The 18,439-nt window shown below is 64.1% G+C and carries 16 protein-coding genes; 8 read left to right on the top strand and 8 right to left on the bottom strand.

The genetic code is table 11. The features are described 5' to 3' along the window. Positions 1 to 3: 3 nt before the first annotated feature. The 4 genes from ligA (at position 4) to HZS63_RS06140 (ending at position 3,419) form a co-directional block, all read left to right on the top strand. Positions 4 to 441 carry a protocatechuate 4,5-dioxygenase subunit alpha gene (ligA, locus tag HZS63_RS06155; RefSeq protein WP_180683184.1) on the top strand — a complete coding sequence of 146 codons (438 nt, stop codon included), beginning with the start codon at positions 4 to 6 and terminating at the stop codon, positions 439 to 441. 2 nt (positions 442 to 443) lie between these two features. Then, entirely contained in the window at positions 444 to 1,325 is an 882-nt protein-coding gene (locus HZS63_RS06150; RefSeq protein ID WP_180683183.1) for a class III extradiol dioxygenase subunit beta, read from the top strand. Between the two features lie 42 nt (positions 1,326 to 1,367). Then, positions 1,368 to 2,321, top strand: coding sequence for a Gfo/Idh/MocA family oxidoreductase (locus HZS63_RS06145; protein ID WP_180683182.1), 954 nt, complete (start codon positions 1,368 to 1,370; stop codon positions 2,319 to 2,321). A 99-nt stretch (positions 2,322 to 2,420) separates the two neighbouring features. Beyond that, a complete protein-coding gene (locus HZS63_RS06140; protein WP_180683181.1) occupies positions 2,421 to 3,419 on the top strand; it encodes an aldo/keto reductase in 999 nt (332 codons plus the stop codon). A gap of 229 nt (positions 3,420 to 3,648) precedes the next feature. On the opposite strand, the gene HZS63_RS06135 is transcribed toward HZS63_RS06140, so the two are convergent. The 3 genes from HZS63_RS06135 to HZS63_RS06125 are packed head-to-tail and all read right to left on the bottom strand — an operon-like array spanning position 3,649 to position 6,455. Next, a complete protein-coding gene (locus HZS63_RS06135) occupies positions 3,649 to 4,914 on the bottom strand; it encodes an NAD(P)/FAD-dependent oxidoreductase (RefSeq protein ID WP_180683180.1) in 1,266 nt (421 codons plus the stop codon). A gap of 7 nt (positions 4,915 to 4,921) precedes the next feature. Then, a complete protein-coding gene (locus tag HZS63_RS06130) occupies positions 4,922 to 5,245 on the bottom strand; it encodes a 2Fe-2S iron-sulfur cluster-binding protein (protein ID WP_180683179.1) in 324 nt (107 codons plus the stop codon). A gap of 28 nt (positions 5,246 to 5,273) precedes the next feature. Continuing rightward, entirely contained in the window at positions 5,274 to 6,455 is a 1,182-nt protein-coding gene (locus HZS63_RS06125; protein ID WP_180683178.1) for a cytochrome P450, read from the bottom strand. A 111-nt stretch (positions 6,456 to 6,566) separates the two neighbouring features. Here HZS63_RS06125 and HZS63_RS06120 point away from each other — a divergent pair, with 111 nt between their 5' ends. Continuing rightward, positions 6,567 to 7,487 (top strand): helix-turn-helix domain-containing protein, encoded by a 921-nt coding sequence (locus HZS63_RS06120; RefSeq protein WP_180683177.1) that lies wholly within the window; start codon positions 6,567 to 6,569, stop codon positions 7,485 to 7,487. On the opposite strand, the gene HZS63_RS06115 is transcribed toward HZS63_RS06120, so the two are convergent. Next, positions 7,444 to 8,382, bottom strand: a complete 939-nt coding sequence (locus HZS63_RS06115) for a LysR family transcriptional regulator (protein WP_180683176.1) — start codon at positions 8,380 to 8,382, stop codon at positions 7,444 to 7,446. The genes HZS63_RS06120 and HZS63_RS06115 overlap by 44 nt on opposite strands. Positions 8,383 to 8,469: 87 nt before the next feature. Between HZS63_RS06115 and HZS63_RS06110 the strand changes: the two genes are divergently transcribed. Continuing rightward, positions 8,470 to 8,844, top strand: coding sequence for a protocatechuate 4,5-dioxygenase subunit alpha (locus HZS63_RS06110; protein ID WP_343039958.1), 375 nt, complete (start codon positions 8,470 to 8,472; stop codon positions 8,842 to 8,844). Positions 8,845 to 8,861: 17 nt separating this feature from the next. Then, positions 8,862 to 9,713: a class III extradiol dioxygenase family protein gene (locus HZS63_RS06105; RefSeq protein ID WP_180683174.1), complete on the top strand. Its 852-nt coding sequence runs from the start codon at positions 8,862 to 8,864 to the stop codon at positions 9,711 to 9,713. An 85-nt stretch (positions 9,714 to 9,798) separates the two neighbouring features. On the opposite strand, the gene rpoD is transcribed toward HZS63_RS06105, so the two are convergent. Next, on the bottom strand, positions 9,799 to 11,955 hold the full coding sequence (gene rpoD, locus HZS63_RS06100) for an RNA polymerase sigma factor RpoD (RefSeq protein WP_246316217.1): 2,157 nt from the start codon (positions 11,953 to 11,955) through the stop codon (positions 9,799 to 9,801). Between the two features lie 317 nt (positions 11,956 to 12,272). Beyond that, positions 12,273 to 14,240, bottom strand: a complete 1,968-nt coding sequence (gene dnaG / locus HZS63_RS06095) for a DNA primase (RefSeq protein ID WP_180683172.1) — start codon at positions 14,238 to 14,240, stop codon at positions 12,273 to 12,275. 97 nt (positions 14,241 to 14,337) lie between these two features. Between dnaG and HZS63_RS06090 the strand changes: the two genes are divergently transcribed. Further along, positions 14,338 to 15,996, top strand: coding sequence for an acyl-CoA synthetase (locus tag HZS63_RS06090; RefSeq protein ID WP_180683171.1), 1,659 nt, complete (start codon positions 14,338 to 14,340; stop codon positions 15,994 to 15,996). Positions 15,997 to 16,006: 10 nt separating this feature from the next. Here HZS63_RS06090 and HZS63_RS06085 read toward each other — a convergent pair whose 3' ends face one another. Together HZS63_RS06085 and HZS63_RS06080 are read right to left on the bottom strand one after the other, a co-directional pair. Continuing rightward, positions 16,007 to 17,545 (bottom strand): GGDEF domain-containing protein, encoded by a 1,539-nt coding sequence (locus HZS63_RS06085; RefSeq protein WP_180683170.1) that lies wholly within the window; start codon positions 17,543 to 17,545, stop codon positions 16,007 to 16,009. Between the two features lie 60 nt (positions 17,546 to 17,605). Further along, positions 17,606 to 18,364, bottom strand: coding sequence for a 3-hydroxyacyl-CoA dehydrogenase (locus HZS63_RS06080; RefSeq protein WP_180683169.1), 759 nt, complete (start codon positions 18,362 to 18,364; stop codon positions 17,606 to 17,608). Positions 18,365 to 18,439: the final 75 nt, after the last annotated feature.

The following is an 18,439-nucleotide window of genomic DNA, read 5'->3' as shown; positions in this document are numbered from 1 at the left end:
CCCATGGCTTTGGACAAACCCTACAAGGACATACCCGGCACCATCATCTTTGATGCCGAGCAATCGCGCAAAGGCTACTGGCTGAACCAGTTCTGCATGAGCCTCATGAAGGCAGAGAACCGTGAACGTTTCAAGGCCAATGAACGGGCTTACCTGGACGAATGGCCCATGACCGAAGAGCAGAAGCAGGCCGTGCTGGCGCGCGACCTCAACTGGTGCATGCGCACGGGTGGCAACATCTATTTCCTGGCCAAGCTCGGTGCCACCGACGGCAAGAGCTTCCAGCAAATGGCCGGCTCCATGACCGGCATGACCGAACAGGAATACCGCGACATGATGATTCGCGGCGGCCGCTCGATCGAAGGCAACCGCTACCTCGGTGAGGATGGCGACGCACAACCCCACCGCCAACCCCAGGGCTCCGCAGGAAAAAAGGCTTGAACATGGCACGCATCACCGCATCCGTCTATACCTCGCATGTGCCGGCCATCGGCGCCGCCATCGACCTGCACAAAACCCACGAGGACTACTGGAAGCCCCTATTCGCGGGTTACGAATACTCCAAGCAGTGGATGAAGGAGCACAAACCCGACGTGATCTTTCTCGTCTACAACGACCACGCCACGGCCTTCAGCCTGGAGATGATCCCGACCTTTGCCATTGGCACGGCGGCCGAGTTCGCACCGGCCGACGAGGGCTGGGGGCCACGCCCTGTGCCCAAGGTCATCGGCCACCCCGAACTGGCTTCTCACATCGCGCAGAGCGTCATCCAGCAGGACTTCGACCTCACCATCGTCAACAAGATGGACGTGGACCACGGTCTGACGGTACCGCTGTCGCTGATGTGTGGCGAGCTGGACCCAACGAAGGACGCCTGGCCTTGCCCGGTCATCCCGTTCGCGGTCAACGTGGTGCAGTACCCGGTGCCCTCCGGCAGGCGCTGCTTCGCGCTGGGCCAGGCCATCCGCAAGGCGGTCGAGAGCTTCGACGAAGACCTGAACGTGCACATCTGGGGCACGGGGGGTATGAGTCACCAGTTGCAGGGTGCACGCGCTGGCCTCATCAACCGTGAGTGGGACAACCGCTGGCTGGATTTGCTGATCAACGACCCGGTGGCTTGTGCCAACGTGCCGCATATCGAATACGTGCGCGAGGCTGGCAGTGAGGGTATCGAACTCGTGATGTGGCTGATTGCACGCGGCGCCATGGCCGATGTGAACGACGGCAAAGTCATCGGCCCGCTGCCCACCGTCAAGCACCGTTTCTACCATGTGCCTGCCAGCAACACCGCGGTGGGACACCTCATTCTGGAAAACGCGCGCTGAATCACCGCGCGTGCTTCGTCAAACACGCATCAAGGAAACCCCATGACACTCAAAGTCGCTCTTGCCGGTGCCGGCGCTTTTGGCATCAAACACCTGGATGGCATCAAGAACATTCCGGATGTGGAAGTCGTCTCGCTGATCGGCCGCGATCTGGCCAAGACCCAGGAAGTGGCCGACAAGTACGGCATCAAGCACGTGACCACCGAGCTGGCCGACAGCTTGGCCATCAAGGAAGTGGATGCCGTCATTCTTTGCACCCCCACGCAGTTGCACGCGGCTCAGGCCAAAGCCTGCCTTCAAGCCGGCAAGCATGTGCAGGTGGAAATTCCGCTGTGCGATGTGCTCGCCGAAGGTGAGGAGGTGGTGGCCTTGCAGAAGCAGACCGGCCTGGTGGCCATGTGCGGTCATACCCGCCGCTTCAATCCCAGCCATCAGTTTGTCCACAAGAAGATCCAAGCGGGCGAGTTCAACATCCAGCAGATGGATGTGCAGACCTACTTCTTCCGCCGCACCAACATGAACGCCCTGGGTCAGCCCCGCAGCTGGACCGACCATCTGCTGTGGCATCACGCCGCGCATACCGTGGACCTGTTCGCCTACCAGACCGGCAGCCCGATCGTCAAGGCCAACGCCATTCAGGGCCCGATCCACCCCACGCTGGGCATCGCCATGGACATGAGCATCCAGCTCAAGGCAGCCAACGGCGCCATCTGCACACTGAGCCTGTCCTTCAACAACGACGGCCCGCTGGGCACCTTCTTCCGCTACATCGGCGACACCGCCACCTATATCGCCCGCTACGATGACCTGTTCACCGGCAAAGACGAGAAGATCGACGTGTCGCATGTGGACGTGAGCATGAACGGCATCGAGCTGCAGGACCGCGAGTTCTTCGCTGCCATCCGCGAAGGCCGCGAGCCGAACGCCAGCGTAGCGCAGGTCCTGCCGTGCTACCAGGTGCTGCACCAGTTGGAACAACAGCTCATCAACGATTGATGGCTCGGGCGCGGCCTGCACCGCGCTTTCCCCGGCCCCCACCCGCAGCGACACGTCCTGCAGGGCAGGTCGGGATTCTTTCATCACACGGGAGTTGGCATGCAACAACGCGCACTCGGTCCCTTCACTGTCAGCGCCATCGGCTTGGGCTGCATGAACATCTGCCACGCCTATGGGCAACCCGTGTCCGAGCAGCAGGCCCAACGCGTGCTGCTGACGGCGCTGGATCACGGTGTCACCCATTTCGACACCGCCGCGCTCTACGGTTTTGGAGCCAGTGAAACCCTGGTGGGCAAGTTCCTGAGCCAGCACCGTTCCCGCTTCACCCTGGCCAGCAAATGCGGCATGACCGGCGTGCCCAACGAGCAGGGCGTGAAGGTGCGCGTCATTGACGGACGCCCAGCCACCCTCAAAGCCACCTGTGAAGCCGCATTGAAGCGCCTGCGTACCGATGTCATCGACCTGTATTACCTGCACCGATGGGACAAACAGGTGCCCATCGAGGACAGCGTGGGTGCCTTGGCCGACCTGGTGCGCGAGGGCAAGATCCGCAGCATCGGCCTGAGTGAAGTGTCGGCCACCACGCTGCGCAAGGCACACGCGGTGCACCCCATCGCGGCCTTGCAGACCGAGTATTCCCTGTGGACGCGCAACCCCGAGATCGCGGTGCTGCAGGCCTGCCGCGAACTCGGGGTGAGCTTTGTGGCGTTCAGCCCGTTGGCCCGTGGCTTCCTATGCGGCCCGCTGGACGTGACCGCCTTCGACGCCAAGGACATCCGCCGGAACATGCCGCGTTTTGCGCCCGACAACTACGCCAGGAACGCAGCCCTGCTGCCAGCCTACAACGCCATGGCCGCCGAGGTCGGCTGCACCCCAGCCCAACTGGCCATCGCCTGGTTGCTGCATCAAGGGCCAGACATTCTGCCCATTCCCGGCACCACCCGCGTGGAGCACCTGCTGGAGAACCTGGCGGCAGCCGACGTGAAGCTGTCACCAGAGGTGCTCGCGCACCTGGACACGGTCATGCACGACCGCTTGGTGGCCGGCAGCCGCTACAACGAACAAGGCAACCGCGAAGTCGATACCGAGAGCCTCTGATATGCCGCCCGGCCACTCCATGGGCGGACGGGTGGCCTTGGAAGTGATGCCTCTGGTCCCGCATCAGGAGATGCAGCAGGCCATAGCCGGCTCGCGGTTCACCATCGTGCCAGACTGCGGGCACATGAGTGCCGTGGAGCAACCGGAAGTCGCCAGCCGCGCGTTAGGGGGGTGGTTGTTTACCCTTGTCTGATGACAGGCAGGAGGGAGGTGCTGGTCGAGTTCTCGACTACTTGACCAGCAAGCTGCTCAGGTCGAATGCGGTATCTCCCGCCTGTTCTGGCGTGGGCGACACGCCCGCGTCCAGCAGCTTGCGTGCGAGCAGGTGGTCCCTGGCGGCGTTCACGCTGTCCACCGCCAGCAACCTGTCGCCCCGGAAGTGGTAGATGCTGAAGCTGCCGCTGGCCAGGTCACCACGCACCGTCCACCGGTCTGCGCCAGTGGACAGGCCTGCCATCTGCAGCTTCTTGTCGTACTGGTCGCTCCAGAACCATGGTGTGGTGGTGAAGGGGCGTTCCTGCCCCAGCACGGCAGCGGCCACGCTCTTGCCCTGTTCGGTGGCGTTCTGCACCGATTCGAGTCGCAGCAGCGTGCCATCGGCCAAGCGGCGGGCGGTGCAGTCTCCAGCGGCAAAGATGTGCGCGTCGCTGGTTCGGCCGCAGGCGTCCACCACGATGCCGCGTTCGCACGCCAGTCCGGCGGCCTGAGCCAACCCGTCGTTGGCGTGCACGCCTATGCCTACCACCACCAGCCCGGCAGGAACCAAGGTGCCATCGGCCAGGCGCACACCCGCTACCTCGCCGCTGGGGGCCGTTTCAATGGCGGCAATGCGCGCGTCCAGCACCAGTTCCACGCCGTGGCTGTGGTGCAGCTCGGCATACCAGTCCGACAGCATGGGCGCCAGCACACGGCCCAGCAGGCGCGGCGCGGCTTCCAGCACGGTCACGGTCAGCCCTTTCTTGCGGGCGGTGGCGGCCACCTCCAGGCCAATGAAGCCCCCGCCGATCACCACCACCGGCCGTTGCGTCGCCAGACAGGCGGCCATGCGTTCGGCGATGGCCGAGGCATCGTCCTTGCCGCGCAGGGCCAGCACGCCGGGGGCATCGCCGCCCGGCAGGGACAGCGCGCGCGGGGTGGCGCCGGTGGCCAGCACCAGCGCGCCGTAGGGCAGGGGGCTGCCATCGGCCAGTTGCAGCTGGCGCGCGGCGCGGTCAATGGCCACCACCCGCACGCCGGTGCGCAGGTCTATGCCCTTGCGGGCCAGCATCTCGGGGGTACGCATCACCAGCTGGGCGGCGTCCATCTCGCTCGCCAGCCAGGCCTTGGACAATGGCGGGCGGTGGTAGGGGCCATGCGGCTCGTCGCCCAGCAGGGTGATGGGGCCGGTGTAGCCGCCGCTGCGCAGGGCCTCGGCGGTTTGGACGCCGGCTTGGCCTGCGCCCACGATCACCACGCTTTCGGGGGTGGGGGTGTCTGCGCTGACGTCCGGGTTCATGGCCGCATCACTCCTGCGTTTCGGGCAGTTGCAGCATCAGCCCTTCCAGCAGCGGCGACGCCTTGATCTGGCAGGCCAGGCGGCTGTTGGGGCGGCGCTCGGCCGCCACGTTGGCCAGCATGTCCAGCTCGTTTTCCGAAGGCGGGGGCAGATCGCCCAAGCGGGTTTCGTCCACGTAGCAGTGGCAGGTGGCGCAGGCGCAAGAGCCGCCGCACTCGCCCAGAATGCCCTCGATGCCGTTGGCGATGGCGCCTTGCATGAGGTTCCAGCCGTCGGGCAGGGACACGGTGGTGGCTTGACCAGAGGCCTCTACGTAGGTGATGTTCGTCATGGGTGTTTCCTCGTCTGGGGTTGCCGTTTCAGCCTGCGGCTAGCTGCAGCACCAGCGGGCTGCGGAAGGTGGACGAAGGCATCCAGGGCAGTTGGTCGGCCACGCGGCGGTACTCGGGCACCACCTTGTGGAATTCCTCGAACGCGATCTTCACGGCCAGGCGGGCAATGGCCGTGCCCAGGCAGGCATGCACGCCGCCGCCAAAGCCCAGGTGGCCGCGCGGCTTGCGGGTGATGTCGTACACGTCCGGGTTGGGGAACTGGCGCTCGTCGCGGTTGCCCGAGCCGTAGGCCAGGCACACAAAGTCGCCTTCCTTCATCGTCTGGCCGTGCAGCGTCACATCCCTCATCAGGCGGCGGCGGAAGCGCTGGGCCGATGTGTTGTAGCGCAGGCTTTCTTCAATCGCGTCGGGCAGCAGCGCCGGGTTGGCCACCACGGCACGGCGTGCTTCGTCGAAGGTCGCCAGGTTGTAGGCGAACATCATCATGAAGCCGCCCAGTGACTCCACACCCGCCATGATCAGCGTGGTCGTGGTCAGCAGCACCTCGCGCTCGTCCAGACGGTCGCCGTCGATTTCGGCCTGGGCAAAGTGGCTGATCAGGTCGTTGCGGGGTTCGGCGCGGCGCATGGCGATGACCTTGCTCGCGTAGTCCTGCATCCAGTTGTAGGCGGCAATGTGCTCGGGGCCCTTGGTGCGGGTGCGCGAATCGCTCTGCACCATCAGCACGGCGTTGTCGCGCACGGTCTGCTCGTCCACGATGGCTTCATTGCCCATGGGCAGGCCCAGCGCGGCCATCAGCACCTTCACGGTGAACTGCGACGACACGTCCTTGAAGTCGAAGGTCTTTTCGCCTTGCAACTGGCCGAACACCTGCTGCGCCACGGCGCGGATGGGTTCTTCCAGGGCCAGCAGGTTGCGCTTCATGAAGGCGTGCTGGATCAGGCCGCGCAGGCGGTCGTGGCGCGGTGGGTCGGAGCTGCCCAGGGTGGCTCCGGCGCGGCCCGGCAGTTCGGTCATCAGGTTGCCGCTGGCGCTGGAATAGGTCTGCCAGTCCTGCCCGGCGGTGACGATGTCGGCGTAGCGCGACAGCACCCACATCTGCGCTTCGGAACTCCAGAAGCAGGGGAATTCGTCGCGCAGGCGTTTGTAGTAGGGGAAGGGGTCCGCGTCAACGGCGGGGGAATAGGGGTCGAAGCTGAAAGGCGTCATGCGTTGTCTCCGTGTGTGGTCCGAGATGACGAACTGTAGGCTCTCCAGCGCACAAAGACACTGCAATAATTATGGTCAAATCTTGTACTTTTCGATCAATTTGTTTTTGGCATGCCACCAGCCTCCACATCCCCGCACCGCCCGGGTTCGGCCATTCCCAGCTTTGCCCTCTATGGCGAAGCGGCCACGCTGGGGCAGGAAATGCTGCACATCGAAGAGGTGCAGTCGCGCAGCCGCCTCTACCACTGGGAGATCCAGCCTCACGTGCACCACGGCCTGTACCAGGTCCTGTGGCTCTACCGGGGCCAGGCACAGGTGGCACTGGACGAATGGCACGCCGAGGTCACGGGGCCTGCGGCCATCGTGGTGCCGCCAGGGGTGGTGCACGGCTTTCGCTTCGCGCCCGACACCGATGGGCTGGTACTCACGCTGAGCGCGCGTTTTCTGGTCGAGGGTGAATTCCAGTCGGTGGGCGAAGCCTTCCGGGTGTTGTTCGACGCGCCAGGCATCTTGCACTTTACGCCAAGCGAAGGCGTCACACAGCGTCTCGACGCACTGTTCCGTGAGCTGGCGCAGGAGTTCCTGTGGCCCGGCTCGGGGGACTCGCCCGTGGTGCTGTGGCTGGCGCGCGCCGTGGTGTGGCGGCTGTCGCAGGCCAGTGCGCAGGGCCGCCAGGTCGGGCAGGAGGAAAAGGCGCACCGCCACCAGGCGCTGTTCACGCGCTTTCTGTTGCTGGTGGAGCAGCACTTTCTGGAACACTGGCAGCTGGAACGCTACGCTTCGCGCCTGGGCCTGTCCACCCAGCGCCTGAACCGCCTGGTACGTGCCGAAAGCGGCCGCAGCGCGCTGGAACTGGTGCATGAACGCCTGACCCGCGAGGCCTGCCGCCGCCTCGTCTACATTGCTGCGCCTGCGGCCAGTCTGGCGGCCGAACTGGGCTTCGAGGATCCGGCCTACTTCTCGCGCTTCTTCAAACGACGCACCGGACTCAGCCCGCAGCAGTACCGGCAGGCGCACCGCGCGCAGGGTTGACGGCCTGCGGCACCAGCGTCTCCAGCTCGCTGCGCAGCCAGCGGTGGGCCGGGTCGTGCTGGTGCCGCATGTGCCAAATCAGGTACATGGGCATGGCGGGGCAGGGCACGGGCACTGGTGCGCTGGCCAGTCCGCGCAGCAGGTGCAGCCGCAGCAGGCCGGGCGCGGTGGCCAGCAGGTCGCTGCCCTGTAAAAAAGACGGCAGCCCCGCAAAGCCCGGCACCATCACCCGAAAGCGCCGTTGCACGCCCTTGGCGGCCAGCCACTGGTCCAGGTCCAGCGAGCGGCGCGGCTCATACACCACGGTGACATGGTCGGCGGCCAGGTATTCGCTGGCGTCAACCGGGGCCTGGCGCACGGTGGGGTCGTAGAACACGCGGTATTCGTCCTCGAACAGGCGCTTTTGAAGTACATCCGCCCCGTCGGGCGGTCGCGGGCTGATCACCAGTTGGCAGTGTTCCTGACGCAGCATCTCCAGCGAAGGCACGCCCGATGGAATGATGCGCAAGCTCAACCCAGGGGCTGCATGGCGCAACCGCTGCATCAGCGGCGGCAGCAGCACGTCGCGCTGGAAGTCGTTGGCGGCAATGGTGAAGGTGGTCTCCCAGCGCGCAGGGTCAAACGCGCCCGATCTGGCAAAACGCTCCAGTGCAGCCAGCAGCTCACGGGCCTGCGGCGCCAGCGCCTCGGCACGCGCCGTGGCCACAATGCCCCGGCCAGACTTCACGAACAGCGGGTCGCCCACGATCTCGCGCAGCTTGTCCAGCAGGTGGCTGACCGCCGACTGCGTCACCCCCAGCCGCTGCGCGGCGCCCGTCACCGAACCCGCCTCCACCACCGTCACCAGCAGGCGCAGCAGGTTGGCATCCAAGTCTGACCAATCGAATTTGCTCATGGAATGCATGATTATTCATCTGTTTATCTTGGTCAAACGTTTCGGAATACTACGTGGCCAACACACGTCAAACCCAAGGAGCCCACCGTGACCAATGCGCCCCTCACCATTCCAGGCACCAAGCCGTTCGACGGTGGCATGGCCCAAAAGGGCTATGCCCTGAACAAGATGTGCTTCTCCTTCAACGACCAGGCCAACCGCGAGGCCTTCGTGGCCGACCCCGAGGCCTATATGAAGAAGTACCGGCTGACCGAGGAGCAGGCTGCGGCCATCCGTTCCAAGCAGGTGTTGGCGCTGCTCGACGCAGGCGGCAACGCTTACTACTTGGCCAAGTTCGCAGGCATCTTCGGCCTGAACATGCAAGACATCGGCGCGCAGCAGACAGGCACCACCAAGGAGGCCTTCATGGCCAAGCTGGTGGCCGCCAACCAACAACCCGACTGGCAAGCCGCGCAGCAATAAGCACAAGGAGCACACACATGGCACAACTCATCGGTGGCCTGGCCACGTCCCACATTCCCGCCATTGGCGGCGCCATTGCCAAGGGCTTGCAGAACGAGCCCTATTGGAAGCCTTTCTTCGACGGCTTCCCACCCATCCACGACTGGCTGGGCCAGGTCAAGCCCGACGTGCTCGTGGTCTTCTACAACGACCACGGCCTGAACTTCTTCCTCGACAAGATGCCCACCTTTGCCGTGGGTGCGGCAGCCGAATACCACAACGCTGACGAAGGCTGGGGCATTCCCACACTGCCGCCGGTGGCGGGCTGCCCCGAGCTGTCCTGGCACATCATCAACCAGCTCATCGCCAAGGAATTCGACATCGTCACCTGCCAGGAAATGCTGGTGGACCATGCCTGCACGCTGCCGCTCAAGCTCTTCTGGCCGAACGACGCCGTGGCCCCTGTGCAGATCGTGCCCATCGACATCAACACCGTGCAGTTCCCGCTGCCCTCCGCCAAGCGCGTCTACAAGCTGGGCAAGGCCGTGGGCGAAGCCATCCAGTCGTGGGACAGCGACAAACGTGTGGCGGTCATGGCCACCGGCGGCCTGAGCCACCAGCTCGAAGGTGAGCGCGCAGGCTTCATCAACAAGGCGTTCGACCAGCAGTTTCTGGAAAGCATGGTGTCCAACCCCGAATGGGCCACCCAGTTTAGCGATCTGGAACTGGTGGAAAAAGCCGGCACCCAGGGCGTGGAACTGCTGATGTGGCTGGCCATGCGCGCAGCACTCACCACGGCAGGCGCGGGTGTGCGCAAGGTGCACAGCAACTACCACATTCCCATCTCCAACACCGCCACGGGCGTGCTGGCGCTGGAGACGCTGGCCTGATGCAGGTCCTGCTGGCTTTAGGTTACGGGAAACAACAACGGGAGCCCAAGGCTCCCGTTGTTGTTGGCGTGCCAGTGTCAGCCCGTCACAGCGAGTCGATGAAGCTGCGCAGCTTGTCCGAGCGGCTCGGGTGCTTGAGCTTGCGCACCGCCTTGCTTTCGATCTGGCGGATGCGTTCGCGCGTCACGTCGAACTGCTTGCCCACTTCTTCCAGTGTGTGGTCGGTGGACATCTCGATGCCGAAGCGCATGCGCAGCACCTTGGCTTCGCGCGGCGTCAGCGTGTCCAGAATCTCCTTGACCACCTCGCGCAGGCCAGCCTGCATGGCGGCGTCCATCGGGGCTGTGTTGGTGCTGTCCTCGATGAAGTCCCCCAGGTGCGAATCGTCGTCGTCGCCGATCGGCGTTTCCATGGAGATCGGCTCCTTGGCGATCTTCATGATCTTGCGGATCTTGTCCTCGGGCATGTCCATCTTCTCGGCCAGGATGGAGGCGTCCGGCTCGAAGCCGAATTCCTGCAAGTGCTGACGCGAGATGCGATTCATCTTGTTGATCGTCTCGATCATGTGCACCGGGATGCGGATGGTGCGCGCCTGATCGGCGATCGAGCGGGTGATGGCCTGGCGAATCCACCAGGTGGCGTAAGTCGAGAACTTGTAGCCGCGGCGGTATTCGAACTTGTCCACCGCCTTCATCAGGCCGATGTTGCCCTCCTGGATCAGGTCGAGGAATTGCAGGCCGCGGTTGGTGTACTTCTTGGCGATGGAGATCACCAGGCGCAGGTTGGCCTCGATCATCTCTTTCTTGGCGTCGCGAGACATTTTCTCGCCTTCGTTCATCCGCTTGTGGATGGCCTTGAGCTGTTCCAGGGGCACCACGACGCTGGCCTGGAGGTCGATGAGCTGTTGCTGGAGTTCCTGGATGGGTGGGATGTTGCGGGCCATGACCGCACTCCAGGGTTTGCCAGCGGCCGCCTGCTTCTCCACCCACTCCAGGTTCAGCAGGTTGGGCGGGAACTCGGCCACGAACTTGTCCTGCGGCATACCGCATTTCTCGACGATGATCTTGCGCAGCTCGCGCTCTTTCTTGCGCACCGTCTCGACCTGCTGGCGCACCGTGTCGCACAGTTTCTCGATGGCCTTGGCGGTGAAGCGGATGGTCATCAGCTTTTCTGTGAGCGCCGCCTGCGTCTTGAGGTAGTTGGGGGAGCCGTAGCCTTCTTTGTCGTAAATCTTGTGCAGTTTTTCGAACAGCACACGGATGGCGTCGAAGCGTTCCAAGGCCTCGCGCTTGAGCTCTTCCATTTTGCGCGTCAGGGCTTTGGAGCCGCCCTTGCCGTCGTCGTCATCCGCTTCGTCGTAGTCGTCGAAGTCTTCCTCGGCCACATAGTCGTCGGCCTCATCGGCGTCTGCAAAGCCGTCCACGATGGTGGAGATGACCACGGCCCCGGACCGAATCTCCTCGCCCATGGCCAGAATCTCGTGGATGGTGGCAGGGCTCTCGGAGATGGCGGCCATCATGTCGTTGAGGCCGCTTTCGATGCGCTTGGCGATCTCGATTTCGCCCTCGCGGGTGAGCAACTCGACGGTGCCCATCTCACGCATGTACATGCGCACCGGGTCGGTGGTCCGGCCGAACTCGCTGTCCACGGTGGACAAGGCAGCCTCGGCTTCCTCTTCCGCTTCCTCTTCCGTGGCGGCGGTGGGGCCGGTGTTGCTCAGCAGCAGGGTTTCGGCGTCCGGTGTCTGCTCGTACACGGCCACGCCCATGTCGTTCAGTAGCGAGACCACCACTTCCAGCGTTTCTTGCTCCACCAGCTTGTCGGGCAGGTGGTCGTTGATTTCGCCGTGGGTCAGGTAGCCGCGCGTCTTGCCCAGTTTGATCAGGGCTTTGAGGTGTTCGCGGCGGGCTTTGGCTTCCTCTTCGGTGAGCACCGTGTCGTCCAGGCCGAACTCCTTCATCAAGGCACGTTCCTTGGCCTTGCTGATTTTCATGCGCAGGGGTTTGGCCTTTTCGGCAGGTTCGTTTCCGGCGGCCTCGGCCTCCACGACATCGCTGTCTTCGCCCAGATCCTCGTCCAGGTCGCTCAGGTCGATGTCGTCGTCCACGTTTTTGGCTTCGGCCTTGGGTTTGCGGCCTCGCTTGGCAGCGGGTTGGGCGGGCTTGTTTTCCGCGCCCACCTTGGCCACACGTGTGGTTTTCTTTTTGGTGGGGGTTTCGGCAGCAGCCTCCTGTACAGGCAATTCCTGCTCGGCGGTCTTGGGCTTGGCGGACGATTTCTTGGTGCTCACGAACAACACTTTCTGCCAGGGGCGGTCCCCTAGGCGTTGGATTCAGAAAACAAGTCGATCAGGGGTCTGAGCGAACAGACCACCATGCACCCCAGACGTTCAAGGGGCGAGGCGCAAGCTCGTGGGGCGAACATTTGGATTGCAGTCCTTGCGGGGGCGCTTGGGCCTTGGCCGGGGGAGTTTGTCCCCATCACGCGTTCGTGAGCGTTTGGCCGATCCGGAGGTGCTGCTGTCGCACTTGCGCAAACTTTTGAATTATACAGGAGTCGTTAAGTTCCTGTTTCCGCTTCGAGAGCGATGCGTTGGGCCTGTGTTTCACGGTAACGGGCGAGGGCGCCGGGGTCCGTGGCAGCGAGTGCGATCAGCTCGGTCTCTTGGGCCTTGAGATGTTCGATCCGCATGCGCCGCAGCAGTTCACGCAGTTCGCGGCGCAACTCCTCAGGTCCAGGATCATGGCGCTCGCTGGATGGCGAGAGTTCAGGGGTTTCCAAGGCTACGCCACTGGCATGCAGCGCCAGCGCCAAGTCTTCAAAGGGCTGGCCGCGCAGCGCCACGCTCAAGGCTGCCCATGGCTGGGGGCCGTGTTCCAGCCACTGGCTTTCGAGCCAAGCAAACAGTGGACCATGTGGTTCGGGCTCCGAGGCCAGCAGGTGGTGGTCGTCGGCCGTCAGCCAGTCCCAGGCTTGCGGGGTGTTCAGCACGATCCGTGCAACCCGGTCGGCCCGGCCGAGCAGGCCCCGTGTGGCACGACGGCGACGGGAAGGTGTCGGCCGCGATGCCGCTCTGGCAGTGGAAGGCGGCGGGCGTGGACGATCGATGCGCGCGGCAGGCGCATCCTGGGGCGGCTGGGCAGGCTCCGGTCGGGGCAGTGTCAGGCCGGTCGCTGCAGAGCCCGAAGCCCGGCGCACGGGGCGGGCCGCCCAGAGCTGGGAGAGTTCCCGGGCGTCCAGTTCCACGTGTTCGGACAGTTCCTGCAACAGCTGCCGCTTCAGCGCGCCGTCCGGCATGGCTGTCCACAGCGGTTGGGCCTGGCTGGCCATGCGGGCCCGGCCTTCGGCAGTGTCGAGTTCGCAGCCGGTAGCGGCCACTTCGATCAGAAACCGGCTCAAGGGCATGGCCTCCTTGATGGCTTGGGCGAAGGCGTCTGGACCATGCGCGCGGATATAGCTGTCCGGATCGTGCTCGGGGGGCAGGAAGAGAAACTTGGCGCTGCGGGTGTCGGTGATCCAGGGCAGGGTCGCTTCCAGTGCCTTGCGGGCGGCACGCCGGCCGGCGGCATCGCCGTCGAAGCTGAACACCACGCTCTCGCTGAAGCGGAACAGCAGCCGCACGTGGTCGGGCGTGCAGGCCGTGCCCAGCGTGGCCACCGCCTGGGGAAAGCCGAGCTGGGCCAGGGCCACCACGTCCATGTAGCCTTCGGTCACCAGCACATAGCCGGCCTGTCGGATCGCGGTGCGCGCCTCGAACAGGCCGTACAACTCGTGTCCCTTGCTGAACACAGGGGTTTCGGGTGAATTGAGGTATTTGGGCTCGCCCTGATCGAGGATGCGTCCGCCGAACCCTATGGTCTCTCCCTTCACGTTGCGGATCGGGAACATGATTCGGTCGCGGAAACGGTCGTAGCGGCGCGCTTGCGGGCCGCTGGCGTCCTCCTGTCCCAGGGTCTCTTCAGCGGCAATCACCAGACCGGCATCCACGAGCAGCGGGCTTTGGTAATCGGGGAATACGGTGGAGAGAAAGCGCCATCCCGGCGGGGCATAACCCAGGCCGAAGGTTTTGGCGATCGGTCCACTGACGCCGCGCTGCTTGAGGTAGTCGATCGCTCGTGGGGATTGTTTGAGCTGGATCTTGAAAGCGGTTTCGGCTTGCCGCAGCACCTCGTTCAGGGTCGCTTGGTGGCGGCGTTGGGCGGCCGCACGGGCCCGCTCCTGGACGGGCACATCTTCTTGCGGCACGGCCAGCCCCACCTGTTGAGCCAGATCCTGGACCGCCTCCACAAACCCTACGCCCGTGTGGTCCATCAGGAAGCCGATGGCGTTGCCATGCTTGCCGCAGCCGAAGCAGTGGAAGAACTGCTTGGTCGGACTGACGCTGAACGAGGGGGATTTTTCGCCATGGAACGGGCACAGCCCCATGAAATTCGCTCCTGCCTTGCGCAGAGGAACGTAGCGGCCCACCACCTCGACGATGTCGACGCGGGACAGCAGTTCCTGGATGAAGCTCTGGGGGATGGCCACGCGGTATTTTCGCCGATGTGCTGTTCCCGGCGAGCCGCTGCTTCGGCTACATTGGAGTCGGACGATCCGGCCCAGGCCGATGGAGAGGAGACCCGAAATGACGTCGATTTTCGATCAGGACATGCCACGCAACGAGGCGAACTTCGCGCCCTTGAGTCCGTTGGCTTTCATCGAGCGCGCGGCCCGCGTGTACCCGCACCGGCTGGCCATCGTGCATGGAAAGGGGTCAGATGTCCAGCGCCAGACCTGGCGCCAGACCTACGACCGTTGCCGCCGTCTGGCCAGCGCCTTGCAACAGGCCGGCATCGGTAAAAACCACACAGTGGCGGTGATGCTGCCCAACACGCCTGCCATGGTCGAGGCTCACTTCGGAGTACCGATGGCTGGAGCGGTGCTCAATGCCCTCAACACCAGGCTCGATCCCTCGTCCATCGCGTTCATGCTCGACCACGGGGAGGCCCGGCTGGTGATCGTCGATCCGGAGTTTGCCGGTGTGATGCAGCAGGCGCTGGCCTTGCGCCAGAGCCAGACACCCGTCACCGTGGTGATGGCGCACGATCCCCTCTATGGTCCGCCGGCGGTGGATCTGCCAGCACTGGACTACGAAGTCTTCCTGGCGGGTGGGAATCCGTCTTTCGAGTGGTCGCTGCCTGCCGACGAATGGGACGCCATTGCCCTCAACTACACCAGCGGCACCACGGGCAATCCCAAGGGGGTCGTGTACCACCACCGGGGTGCGGCACTCAATGCGCTGTCCAACATCCTGGAGTGGGACATGCCCAAGCATGCCGTCTATTTGTGGACGCTGCCCATGTTCCACTGCAATGGCTGGTGTTTTCCCTGGACGCTGGCGGCCCGGGCCGGTGTGAACGTGTGTCTGCGCAAGGTGGAGGCGCAGATGATCTTTGATCTGATGCGCGAGCATGGTGTTACCCACTACTGCGGTGCACCCATCGTGCACAACCTGCTCGTCCATGCCCCGGCGTCCATGAAGGAAGGGCTGCCCTCGGGCATCCATGCCATGGTGGCGGGTGCGGCGCCGCCAGCCTCGATGATCGAGGGGATGGAGGCCATGGGCTTCGACCTCACGCATGTGTACGGCCTCACCGAAGTCTATGGGCCTGCCATGGTCTGCGCGAAACAGGCCGAATGGGCCGAGCTGGACATCGGTGAACGGGCCCGGCTCAACGCCCGTCAGGGTGTGCCCTACCACCTGGAACGTGATGCCCGGGTGCTGGAGCCACAGACCCTGAGCCCCGTGCCCTGGGATGGCGAGACCATGGGGGAAATCATGTTCCGGGGCAACATCGCCATGAAGGGCTACCTCAAGAACCCCGCCGCCACCCAGGAGGCGTTCGCCGGGGGCTGGTTCCACAGCGGCGATCTGGCGGTCCAATACCCGGACGGCTACGTCAAGATCAAGGACCGTAGCAAAGACATCATCATCTCGGGCGGGGAAAACATCTCCTCCATCGAGGTGGAGGATGTGCTCTACCGCCACCCCGCCGTGTTGGCGGCGGCGGTCGTGGCCAAGCCCGATCCCCGCTGGGGCGAGGTGCCGTGTGCCTTCATCGAGCTCAAGGCCGATGCCCAAGCCTCGGCCGAGGACATGGTCTTGCACTGCCGCCGCCACCTGGCCGGGTTCAAAGTGCCTCGGGCCATCGTGTTCGGCGAATTGCCCAAGACGAGCACTGGGAAAATCCAGAAATTCGAACTGCGCAGGCGGGCAGGCTCCGCCCAGGCTATCGACGTGTGACAACGGCCTTTCAGGCTGCCACCACGCGGTTTTTGCCCAGTCGCTTGGCGGTGTACATCGCCTGGTCGGCGCGGTGGAGCGCCTCTTCGAGGGACTCGTCAGGCCGGCGTTGAATCACGCCCGCGCTGAACGTGATCAGGATGTGTTCCTCCCCTTCCAGGAAGAACTGTTTGGAGAGTTCGCGCTGCAGACGGGTCAGCACCTCCACGGCCTCGGTGACCGATGTGTCGGGCAGGATGATGACGAACTCCTCACCGCCGAAACGGGCTACCGCGTCCTGCGGTCGCAGCGATGCCTTGGCGACCCGCGCCAAGTGCTGGAGCGCGGCGTCACCTTTGAGGTGGCCGAGCCGGTCGTTGAGACGCTTGAAGTCGTCGATATCCAGCAAAGCCAGGCAGGGCTGGCTGCCGCCGCGGTCGGCGCGAGAGAGCTCGCCTTTGGCCACATCAGTCAGCCCCTTGCGATTCAGGACCCCAGTGAGCAGATCGTGGCTGGCCATCTCGCTCATGCGGTCGAGCTCTTCGCGCAAACGCTGGGCCTCCTGTTCGGCTTCCTGGGCCCGCTGGCGCAGGTGGCTGAGTTCTTCGGCGGTGCGCTGGCTGTCGAGGGCCATGGTCCGGGCGGACTGGATGGCTTGTTGCACCACCGGCGCCATTTCCGCCAGGCTGGAAGCGCTCTCCAGGCGCCGGGCACACTCCTCGAAGCGCTGCTGATAGTGTTGGCTGTTGTCTGCCGTTTGCGAGAGGCGCTGCAGAAAAGTGCTGAGCGTCTCTTTCATCACCTGCTGTGCCGCGAGCGTCTGCTCCTTGGTCTCGATCTGCTTGACGATGAGCCCTTTCAGCCGCCGCTCCACGTTCTCCAGCCGTCGTATCGAAAGTGGGGGTTTGGTGGCCTCCATCAATGCGGCCATCTGACCTTGCAGCCAGGGGTTTTCCGGATTGATGTCGCCAATGTTCTCGAACACCGTGTGCAGCAGAGACAGCAGGGTTTCGCGGATGTCCTGTTGCTCCTGCGCAACAAATGACAGGCGAAACGCGAAGTCTGCCATGAGCTTGCGCAGGGTGGGCAGGTGTTGGCTGTCTTGCTTCAAATAGGCGATGAGCTCCTCAGCCAGTTCGACCACCTTGGCATCGTCCTGACCGACGGCAGGCAGGGTGAAACTGACGATGCGGGCGATCTGTTCCCGCAATTCGGCAGGCAGGCTCTCCGTTTCGATCACCGCCGGAGTGCTCGGCGCGGCTGGTGCCGATTCAGCCGATGTGGCAGCGCTTTGCTTCAGGTGCTGGATGAGCACTTTTTCCAGATCTTCCCAGCTGTGCTGGCTCACGGCCTTGCCGAACTGGGCCTTGAAGCGGATCTGGGCAGGGGTGCGGTCTGGCAGCTGGGCGCCGATGTGGCGCAGGTTCTCCAGGGGGAAGGGCCGCAAAGGTCGCGTGCCAGCGACCTCATGGTAGGTGGCTTGGAAGTTTTCTGGGGTCGGCGGTAGCTTGCGAGCAGCCAGGCGTTTGACTGCTTCCCGTGCAATGTCCTGGGGGGTTGGTGCCGTCATGCCCTAGAGGGTAGGTTGAGACATGCTCATCTTACACCGCGCAGGGGGGCGGGCACGACGTCATCTTGGTGCCAACCGGATGGCGCCGTCGAGGCGAATCACCTCGCCGTTGAGCATGTCGTTCTCGATGATATGTCTCACCAGTTTGGCGTAGTCGTCTGGCCGGCCAAGGCGGGACGGGAAGGGCACGCTGGCGGCGAGCGAGTCCTGCACCTCCTGGGGCAGGCCGAATAGCATGGGCGTGCCGAAGATGCCTGGCGCGATGGTCATGTTGCGAATGCCGTTGCGCGCCAAGTCGCGGGCGATCGGCAGCGTCATGCCGACGATGCCTCCCTTGGAGGCGGCATAGGCGGCCTGGCCAATCTGTCCGTCATAGGCGGCCACCGAGGCGGTCGAGATCAGCACTCCGCGTTCGCCGGTGGGTTCCGGGGCATTCTGGCTCATGGCGGCTGCGGCCAGGCGGATCATGTTGAAGGTGCCCACCAAATTGACCATGATGGTCTTGGTGTACAGGCCAAGATCGTGCGGCCCGTTTTTGCCGACGGTTTTTTCAGCCGGCGCAATGCCGGCACAGTTGACCAGCCCCACGAGTTTGCCCATGGCGGTCGCCTGGGCCACGACCTTTTGCCCATCGGCCTCGCTCGTCACGTCGCAGGGCACGAAGACACCGCCGATGTCGCGTGCCACGGCCTGCCCCTTGTCGGCCTGCATGTCAGCCACCACGACCTGCCCGCCTTGGGCAGCCAGCATGCGGGCGGTGCCCTCACCCAACCCGGAAGCGCCGCCAGTGACGACGAAAACCTTGTCTGCGATGTCCATGGTGTGCTCCTATGTCCTTTGTATTGACGTTTACGTAAACGTCAATTATGACGTAATCGGCATAGGGGGCAGCCA

The organism is Tepidicella baoligensis, from assembly GCF_013432195.1.
GTDB classification, from domain to species: Bacteria; Pseudomonadota; Gammaproteobacteria; order Burkholderiales; family Burkholderiaceae_C; genus Tepidicella; species Tepidicella baoligensis.
The sequence above is the reverse complement of the archived record's forward strand: the minus strand, read 5'-3'. Positions and strand labels throughout refer to the sequence as shown.